Raw genomic sequence first — 9085 nt, 5'->3', positions numbered from 1 at the left:
GATGTTTTTTTTCGTTCGCTCAGCTTTTCAACGAATTTGGCTTAAATAGCCAGTTTTTTCAGCGATTTGAAGCCTTCAGCCTCTAAAACAGGGCGTAATTCTTGTAAACTCTCATTCATTAATAAGCAATAAGCAAAGTCTTCTTCATTTGAATCTGTTACTTCAGCCTGATTATTGATGAGCCAAACGGTTCTTCTGGCAATTGCGGCGCCAGAATCAATAAATCGAGTACCGTTAGGAAGCACTTTTTCGAGTTCTTCTACTATAAGAGGAAAATGGGTGCAACCTAGGATCACGGTATCAGGTGCTTCTTTCATTTTTAGCCATGGTTTGACTGCTTGAGCGATCTCATCGAGCGGTAAGCATTCGCCATGTAATTTTCTTTCTGCTAACTGTACTAGTTCCGCTGAACCTAAAGAAATCACTTTGCAGTCTGTCGCAAAACGCTCAATAAGCTCTTTAGTGTATTCTCGATTCACCGTGCCTTTCGTAGCAAGTAAGCCCACTACCCCATTACGCGTCAGCTTCGTCGCCGGCTTAATAGCAGGAACGACACCCACAATAGGAAAAGTAAAATGAGCTCGTAAGTTGGGTAAGCTCACCGTACTTGCTGTATTGCAGGCAATAACGGCAATGGTGAGTGGGTGTTTTTTTGCGATGGCATTAACGATTTGGTACACCCTATCAATAATAAACTCTTCACTTTTTTCACCATAAGGGAAGGCTTCATTATCAAATGCATATATATAGTGTGCATTTGGGATCAGTTTTTTGACTTCACGATAGACAGATAACCCGCCCACTCCAGAGTCAAACACCAGAATGGTCGGGCGAACAGATAGGTTGTTATCAGAAGTTGTAGCTTCCTGTGAGGAAATATTCTCTTCCAGCGGTGCGATAACCATACGCGGTCTCATAGTCTTTATCGAACATATTAGCTATTTTACCACGAATTGTGAGATGTGAAGTGATTGGATATGCCGCAGTGATATCCCAAAGGCTAACGCCCCCGAGTTTTAATCTTTTATAGTCACCAGTACTAGTATCATATTGACCGAAGTCTTTATCATATCTAGAGCCAATATATTGATAAGTTAGCCCCCAATCTACATTGGCAACATTCCAATCTAGTTGATATTTGATTTGTTGCTTAGCTCGACGAATTAAGACTTTATTCGTTTTATCGTCCCTAGGATCAGTATATTGATATGTAAGCTGATGGTGGAATATTCCGGTATCCATATCTCCGTTCCACTCGATACCTTTTATTGTCGCCTCACCAACATTTTGCCATCCCCAATTAGTTTCGGCTTTCGCATCAATAAGATTGGTAATTTCATTCTTATATGCAACTAATTGCCAATTTAAAGGACCTGTGAGCCCTTTCACCCCACCTTCCCATTGCTTGCTTTCTTCTGGCTTTAGGTCTGGATTGCCATATGGCGCTGAAGCATATAGTTGGCTAATGTTTGGTGCTTTATAAGCCGTAGCATAAGAGCCTATTAGCTGATACCCATCAATGAATTCCCATCCAGCGCCTGCTTGCCATGTTGTATGCCAGCCAAACTCTGAGTGTTTTTCAGACCTTACAGCTCCTTCAATAGTAAAAGCAGAGATTGCTTGCTGAGACGTTAAATAGATTCCGGTATTATTGATTGATTCATTGTTTGGTAATGAAGATGTTCCCGCTTCAATGGTTTGCTTTTGATAATCAACGCCAGCCGAAACTGTACCATTTTCAAATTGGTAATTATTTCCCCATTGAACGTTATACTGTTTCGAATCATCAGCACGAGAACCTTTACCGTATTTTCCATATCTTGGGTCATAGTTATAATCTTTAACGTGGCTATAGCTGCCCATTAATGAAGTAGAGTATTTCTCCTGATGATATTTAACTCCAGTTTCATAGGTGCGGCTATATAGCTTACGGGTATCAGCCAAAATACCAGCAAATTCAGAGGCATCATAATTTGTTCGATTATCGTACCCATAAGCTCTAGCATAAGCTAAAACATCTGGGGTAAATTGATGTTCCACACCTAGCCATAATGTTTTATTAAGAAAACCATCTTTGTCTGGCTGGGGATGTCCTCCTGTATTTCCTCTTGCCTCCACATCAAACCCTTTTGTATAGGTATAAGCCGCAGCGCCCGTAACGGTTGTATTTTCACCAATTTTTTGCTGTGTTGAACCGTTATAGTTTTGATAGCCATAAGAACCAATGCCCGCATTTAATGTGGTTCCATCATTATCGCGACGCGTAATGATATTGATAACACCACCTACCGCATCAGAGCCATAAACTGCTGAACGGGCGCCACGAATATATTCAATACGCTGAATTAATGAGATTGGAATTTGGCTCATATCCGAAGAACCAGAAATTCCCGCTTGATTAAGACGAACACCATCAATTAAAACCAAAACATGGCGTGATTCTGTTCCTCTAATAAAGAGGGAACTTTGTTGCCCCATTCCCCCATTCTGAGCAACATCCACACCCGGCAAACGCCTTAATACATCAATCACGGTATTTGACTGCCAATGATCAATATCTTCACGGGTCACAACAGTGACTGGCGCTAATATAGAAGAGATGGGTTGTTCGAAACGGTTAGCCGACACCACCATTGCATCAGCCGAGCTTGGATTCGCACTTGCCAACGAGGAAATACCACACAACACTGCCAGAGCTGCCACCGATAGTGGTAGCGACTTGTTATTATTCATTATATTTACACTCGGAAAATCAATAGAATTAACATTCCGCGACGCCGAAAATCAGATCCGCGCTGAAATTCAACAAAGCGATAAGAAGTGTGGTAGGTATCGGACTTATAAAGTGACAAGTTGGGTTTCTATATATGAAATATGAAGCGATATATAAAATGAAAATTCGACCTGTTATATCCCCTAAATAATTCAAGCTGCATGTAGGCGGCAAGCGAAGATATTCCTAGGAGCATACTGAAGTATGTGACTAGGATAGCCGAGCGATGCCAACACCCATGTAGCTTGAAGAATGACGGGGATACCTTAATTACCGTTGCGCGTCAGTTCTGGACTCTCACCAAATTCCCTCAACCACAGCACATAATCCTAAATTGAATAGTTATCAGTGTCCATGAATCGATAATGAAAACTGGACATCTTCGCAGCTTGCCCTACAATTTCGCCCCTGACGTGAATTTTGACTGTTTTATGGGGCCATATGATGCAAAACACCTTGCACACCGAAGATTACGAACTGCAACTTGCAGAGAAAGTTGACCGCCTGAAGAGCTTAATGGCCCCTTATGCTGCGCCTGAACCTGAAATTTTTTCATCACCAACATCCCATTATCGGATGCGTGCAGAATTTAGAATTTGGCACGAAGGCGATGACCTATTTCATATTATGTTTGATAAAGAGACTAAAGAACGTATCCGAATGACGTCATTTCCAGTCGCTAGCCAGCTAATCAATGACATGATGGCTGAACTGCTTCCTTTATTAAAACGTACTGAACTACTACGCCATAAATTATTTCAGATAGATTACTTATCTACGCTGAGCAATAAGCTAATCGTTTCTCTGCTCTACCATAAAAAACTCGGGGATGAGTGGACTGAACAAGCGAAACAATTAAAAGAAGATCTCGTTGCGAAAGGTTTCGACGTTCAAATTATTGGTCGTGCCTCCAAAACAAAAATTATGCTCGACCACGATTATGTTGATGAAATCTTACCTGTAAAAGGTAAAGACATGGTTTATCGTCAAGTTGAAAATAGTTTCACTCAGCCTAACGCGCAGGTAAATATTAAAATGTTAGAGTGGGCAATTGATGCAACTCAACATTCAACAGGCGATTTATTAGAGCTTTACTGTGGGAATGGTAATTTTTCATTAGCGCTAGCTCAAAATTTTAATAAGGTTTTAGCCACTGAAATTGCCAAGCCTTCCGTGCATGCGGCTCAATACAATATTGAAGCTAACAAAATAGATAATGTGCAGATTATCCGAATGTCGGCGGAAGATTTTACCCAAGCCATGAATGGTGTACGTGAATTTAACCGTTTAGAAGGCATTAATTTAGCGGATTATCAGTGCAATACTATCTTTGTTGACCCTCCGCGTAGTGGCTTAGATGACAAAACGGTTCAGTTAGTACAAGAATATGATCATATTCTGTATATTTCCTGTAATCCTGAAACACTGTGCGATAATTTAGCTGAACTCACCAAAACCCATAGAATAGAAAAGCTCGCGTTGTTTGATCAATTCCCATACACCCATCATATGGAAAGTGGTGTACTACTAACTCGACGCTAATTCTTCACTATAAACATCCCATAAAAAACGCCGCACTATAATGTCGCGGCGTTTCTTTTATAGCTTATTAATATTCGGGAAAATATTAATGCTCAGTTTCGCTTTCTAGTGCTTGTTCTTGCAGATCTTTTTTACGCGCTTTCCAGCTGGTATACATCCACAATGCAATAATGACAATGACGGTTGCAGGGATAAAATTAGAACCAACATCAGGATGTTGGACGCGTAAAATTGCAGCATAGCCGAACATACCTAAGAAAAAACTACCTGCGACAAATTTTGGTAATCCCATTGGCATGGCTTGGTGTAAATAACGCTGGTGTAAACAGTAAACAGCCAAAATTAACGTAACGATGGGGAAAATAGAAAATTCCACAAGGGAATTAAACAGGGTAGAGAACGTTCCATGAGTCGATAAGCCAATTACTAAAGACAGCAGTAATGTGCTTCTCTCATAATTTTTGTGTTCCGTCATTGTCTCTCCTTTAACTATTCGGTTAAGTCAGGGTCTGTATCATTTTGTTTTTCTTGCTCGCGGCGGTACCAGTAATAAGCACCTTTAGCTATCATACGTAGCTGTAATACTAGCCGCTCTTCGAGGCGACGACGTTTTTCTTCATCAATATCAAGCGCTTCGGCACCCGCACTAAACACTATAGTGACCATCGCTTCAGCTTGCATTTCAGTGAAATAACGAGGCATACGGTTTTCTAATTCAAGATAATCCGCTAATTCCGCAATAAAATGTTGGATTTCTCGTGCGACTGCGGCACGAAATTCAGCAGAAGTTCCTGAACGCTCACGCAATAATAACCTAAACGCATTCGGGTTATTACCTATAAACTCCATAAAAGTGGAGACTGATGTACGGATCACACTCCCGCCTTTTGCGATACGTTGACGTGCTTGTCTCATCAGCTGACGTAACATCAATCCGCTTTCATCAACCATGGTGAGTCCAAGTTCATCAACATCTTTGAAGTGACGGTAAAACGAAGTTGGTGCAATGCCCGCTTCACGGGCGACTTCCCGTAAGCTGAGGCTAGTAAAACTGCGTTCTGCACTTAATTGGCTAAATGCCGCTTCCACAAGCGAACGACGAGTTTTTTCTTTTTGTTTTGCTCTAACGCCAATAGTGTTGCTCACGATTTTCCTAGTTTTCTACAATTAAAACGTCGCGAATAGATCAAAATATCACTTTTGAATGCGCCCATTCCCTAAGCATACCTGAAAATCATTAATCTAGTTTAGTGAAAAGATGACCCTCCCATCAATTTTCCCATTTTCAGAATTTCACCCAACTTCGTTTTTTCTACGCTGTGTCTTTTATCGACTTTTTTTTCATAAATTTTTTATATACTTTGCGCTTCTTTATTTTTATCTACTTTCTATACTTATTTGTCTTTAGGATTTCGAATTGAGACAAGATGGCAAACGAATGTTACTATCACAACGTCCCTAGAATTAAAACAGGCTTACCTCATGCAACAACATACCCATTTTGATGCAATTGTCATTGGTTCAGGTCCTGGTGGTGAAGGTGCCGCTATGGGGCTGGTCAAACAAGGAAAAAACGTTGCTGTTATAGAACGTTATAACAGTGTCGGCGGCGGCTGTACCCACTGGGGTACTATCCCTTCTAAAGCGCTCCGTCATGCTGTCAGTAGAATTATCGAATTTAATCAAAACCCGCTATACAGTGATAATTCCCGCAATTTACGCTCCTCTTTTTCTGAAATTCTTACTCATGCCGAAACGGTGATTAGTCAGCAAACTCGCATGCGTGAAGGGTTTTATGAACGCAATGGTTGCCAAATGTTCTCTGGTGAAGCAACTTTTGTTGATGATCAGCATGTTAGTGTGCGCTATGCAGATGGTAGTTGCGATGTCCTTAGCGCGGATAAAATTATCATTGCGACTGGTTCACGCCCTTATTGTCCCCCTGATGTCGATTTTACTCATTCCCGAATTTACAACAGCGATACTATCCTCAACCTCTCTCATGAACCTCGCCATGTCATTATTTATGGTGCGGGTGTGATTGGTTGTGAGTACGCATCAATATTTCGTGGATTAGGGGTCAAAGTCGATTTGATCAATACCCGTGATCACTTACTCGCATTCCTTGATCAAGAAATGTCTGACGCACTGTCTTATCACTTTTGGAATAGTGGCGTTGTTATCCGTCACAACGAAGAATATGAAAAGATTGAAGGTTTAGATGACGGCGTTATCGTTCACCTAAAATCGGGCAAGAAAGTGAAAGCTGACTGTTTACTTTTCGCGAATGGACGTACGGGTAATACCGATAATATCGGTCTAGCGAATGTTGGTATTGAAGCCGATGGACGTGGATTAGTCAAAGTTGATCATGCTTATCGTACCAGCAACGAGCATATCTATGCTGTTGGTGATGTCATTGGCTATCCAAGTTTAGCATCCGCCGCGTATGATCAAGGTCGGATTGCAGCTCGTGCAATCACATCAGGCTTAGGCAATGCTCATTTAGTTGAAAATATTCCAACGGGAATTTATACCATTCCAGAAATCAGTTCTGTGGGTAAAACAGAACAAGAATTGACGGCAATGAAAGTTCCTTATGAGGTGGGTCGTGCTCAATTTAAACATTTAGCGCGAGCTCAAATTGCAGGAATGAATGTAGGTAGTTTGAAAATTCTCTTCCACAGAGAAACGCTTCAAATTTTAGGTATTCACTGTTTCGGTGAGCGGGCGGCAGAGATTATTCATATCGGCCAAGCCATTATGGAACAAAAAGGTGAAGGAAATACCATCGAATACTTTATTAATACTACGTTTAACTACCCTACCATGGCAGAAGCGTTCCGTGTTGCGGCGCTGAATGGTCTAAATCGACTATTTTAACCGATAATAACGCTTTCCATGTAAGTGATTGCAGGGTTGACTCCCGCAATCACTTTTTTTGTTTCAACGCTTTTTGCTGCATTTAATCTGAGTTCTTACTTTTTATTTCTATAATACTTATCCATTGAGCTATAGATGGTCTCAGCTAGCTGCTCATAACGACCACGTAATGGAGAACCCGGACGGTAGACCAGAACAATTCGGCGTTTAGGTTCAGGCTCAATACAATTCAAATAACAAACCCCATCACGGCAAGCTTCATGTGGTACCGCCAAATCAGGTAGTAATGTAATACCACTACCCGCCGCTACCATGTTGCGCAGTGTTTCTAAGCTGGTTGCACGAAAATGTGTATCTTCTTTTGCGCCTGCTTGGAAGCAGAATCCCATCGCTTGATCACGCAAACAGTGACCATCTTCTAGCATTAATAATTTCTCGCCCGCTAATTCCCCCATTTCAACCGTGTCGCGGTCATGCCATGGGTGGCTTTCATAAATGGCGAGTTTCATTGGTTCTTCAAATAATGGAACCACGATAAATGGTTCTGTTTCTTTGACTTCTGCCAGAATAGCGCAATCCAATTTACCACTGTCTAACTGTGCCAATAATTGCTGGGTTTGTGCTTCGTGTAAGTAAATTTCCAGCTTCGGGTGCACTCGATGTAATTCGGGGATAATGTGTGGGAGCAGATAGGGAGCGACTGTTGGGATCAGTCCTATATGTAACGGTCCCGACATGCTTTCGCCTTGTAACGCTGCCATTTCTTGTAAAACTTTAATTTCTCTTAAAATCGTTCTTGCTTGCTCAACGAGCAGTAAACCTTGTTGAGTAAAAAGTACTTTTCGGCTGGTTCTTTCTAATAACATCACGCCAAGCTCTTCTTCAAGCTTACGGATTTGACCGCTCAGTGTAGGCTGACTTACATGGCAAGAATCCGCAGCACGTCTAAAATGTTTGTGCTCAGCAAGTGCAACTAGGTACTCCAGATCACGAATATTCATCCGCCTTTTTCCTCTCGTTATGCCTATCTATATAGATAATACCAATCATTATAGAGAATATATAATGTTTCATCTATCAATAAAATTAAAAAATGCTAGATAAGCTTTTAGGGTTTCTCTCATTTGAGATTAAAACAAAATGCTCCTCTAAGAAAGTAAATGTATTTTCGCTATTTTCTTGGAAAAACAATACCAAACGAAATTACAAACCCAAATTACCTTTATTTCAGGTAACCAAATTTATATCAAATTAACATATCCAATATATTTAGAATTAATATTTACCAAACTCAAGTTGAACAAAAATTTAGATATTTTAATTAAGAGGCAAAAAAATGTGAGAGACACTGTCAACCTTAAATGACGCAGCAAAAAACAGTCAGCTACGTTAAAACTAAGACCTGTTCAATACCGATAATATCAAATGTAAACCATACCTTGCTTGTCATATCAGTACAGAGTATTGGCTCTAAGCCATCTAGATAATGATGCTTATGTTTTTATACCATATGATTATTAAAAGCTTTTCAAAACTGATAATGAAAAACAAATCAGAGGCACATTAATAAGATTTAATACCTGAAAATTAGGTAATAACAAGAATAAGAGTGAAATTGTGTAAGTACTATTCCATAGCAATGAAACATTTTGTTATATTCTCTTTCATATTTAATTAAAGTTTGTAAATACATATAAAAGAATATATTAAATTAATCGACATTAAATCAAACACACATTTACACTCACCTAATGAGGCGGATGGCACCAAAACGAATAAACCGGAGTTATTATCTAAAAACAAATGATAAATTGAATTTTTGCACCGAAAACATCTCAAAATCAGTTTGAATATGGTTTTTTATTGGTAAGTGTTTACGCTTATACC

7 protein-coding genes are annotated in these 9085 nt (G+C 40.1%); 2 read left to right on the top strand and 5 right to left on the bottom strand.

The features are described from left to right. Positions 1–41: 41 nt before the first annotated feature. Complete coding sequence (murI, locus tag PSF16_RS15325) at positions 42–905, bottom strand: glutamate racemase (RefSeq protein WP_036962593.1); 864 nt, start codon at positions 903–905, stop codon at positions 42–44. Continuing rightward, positions 850–2733 carry a TonB-dependent vitamin B12 receptor BtuB gene (gene btuB / locus PSF16_RS15320; RefSeq protein ID WP_036962591.1) on the bottom strand — a complete coding sequence of 628 codons (1884 nt, stop codon included), beginning with the start codon at positions 2731–2733 and terminating at the stop codon, positions 850–852. The genes murI and btuB overlap by 56 nt, the downstream gene beginning before the upstream one ends. A 484-nt stretch (positions 2734–3217) precedes the next feature. Here btuB and trmA point away from each other — a divergent pair, with 484 nt between their 5' ends. Next, positions 3218–4315, top strand: a complete 1098-nt coding sequence (gene trmA, locus PSF16_RS15315; protein WP_006663172.1) for a tRNA (uridine(54)-C5)-methyltransferase TrmA — start codon at positions 3218–3220, stop codon at positions 4313–4315. 85 nt (positions 4316–4400) lie between these two features. On the opposite strand, the gene PSF16_RS15310 is transcribed toward trmA, so the two are convergent. Both PSF16_RS15310 and fabR read right to left on the bottom strand, forming a co-directional pair. Continuing rightward, positions 4401–4790, bottom strand: a complete 390-nt coding sequence (locus tag PSF16_RS15310) for a YijD family membrane protein (RefSeq protein WP_006663173.1) — start codon at positions 4788–4790, stop codon at positions 4401–4403. 14 nt (positions 4791–4804) lie between these two features. Further along, complete coding sequence (gene fabR, locus PSF16_RS15305; RefSeq protein WP_006663174.1) at positions 4805–5461, bottom strand: HTH-type transcriptional repressor FabR; 657 nt, start codon at positions 5459–5461, stop codon at positions 4805–4807. Positions 5462–5797: 336 nt separating this feature from the next. Here fabR and sthA point away from each other — a divergent pair, with 336 nt between their 5' ends. Continuing rightward, complete coding sequence (gene sthA / locus PSF16_RS15300) at positions 5798–7198, top strand: Si-specific NAD(P)(+) transhydrogenase (protein WP_006663175.1); 1401 nt, start codon at positions 5798–5800, stop codon at positions 7196–7198. 95 nt (positions 7199–7293) lie between these two features. On the opposite strand, the gene oxyR is transcribed toward sthA, so the two are convergent. After that, positions 7294–8199: a DNA-binding transcriptional regulator OxyR gene (gene oxyR, locus PSF16_RS15295; RefSeq protein WP_006660491.1), complete on the bottom strand. Its 906-nt coding sequence runs from the start codon at positions 8197–8199 to the stop codon at positions 7294–7296. Between the last annotated feature and the right edge of the window lie 886 nt (positions 8200–9085).

Origin of the sequence: Providencia sp. PROV033 (assembly GCF_028484855.1) — a bacterium.
In the GTDB taxonomy this organism is placed as follows: domain Bacteria; phylum Pseudomonadota; class Gammaproteobacteria; order Enterobacterales; family Enterobacteriaceae; genus Providencia; species Providencia alcalifaciens.
Note: the sequence above shows the minus strand (reverse complement) of the source record. Positions and strands in the feature narration are given on the sequence as shown.

Excerpts from the sequence above, each read along its gene's own strand:
- trmA (WP_006663172.1), top strand. The coding sequence starts at position 3,218 with ATGCAAAACACCTTGCACACCGAAGATTACGAACTGCAACTTGCAGAG.
- oxyR (WP_006660491.1), bottom strand. The coding sequence starts at position 8,199 with ATGAATATTCGTGATCTGGAGTACCTAGTTGCACTTGCTGAGCACAAA.
- btuB (WP_036962591.1), bottom strand. The coding sequence starts at position 2,733 with ATGAATAATAACAAGTCGCTACCACTATCGGTGGCAGCTCTGGCAGTG.
- PSF16_RS15310 (WP_006663173.1), bottom strand. The coding sequence starts at position 4,790 with ATGACGGAACACAAAAATTATGAGAGAAGCACATTACTGCTGTCTTTA.
- murI (WP_036962593.1), bottom strand. The coding sequence starts at position 905 with ATGGTTATCGCACCGCTGGAAGAGAATATTTCCTCACAGGAAGCTACA.
- sthA (WP_006663175.1), top strand. The coding sequence starts at position 5,798 with ATGCAACAACATACCCATTTTGATGCAATTGTCATTGGTTCAGGTCCT.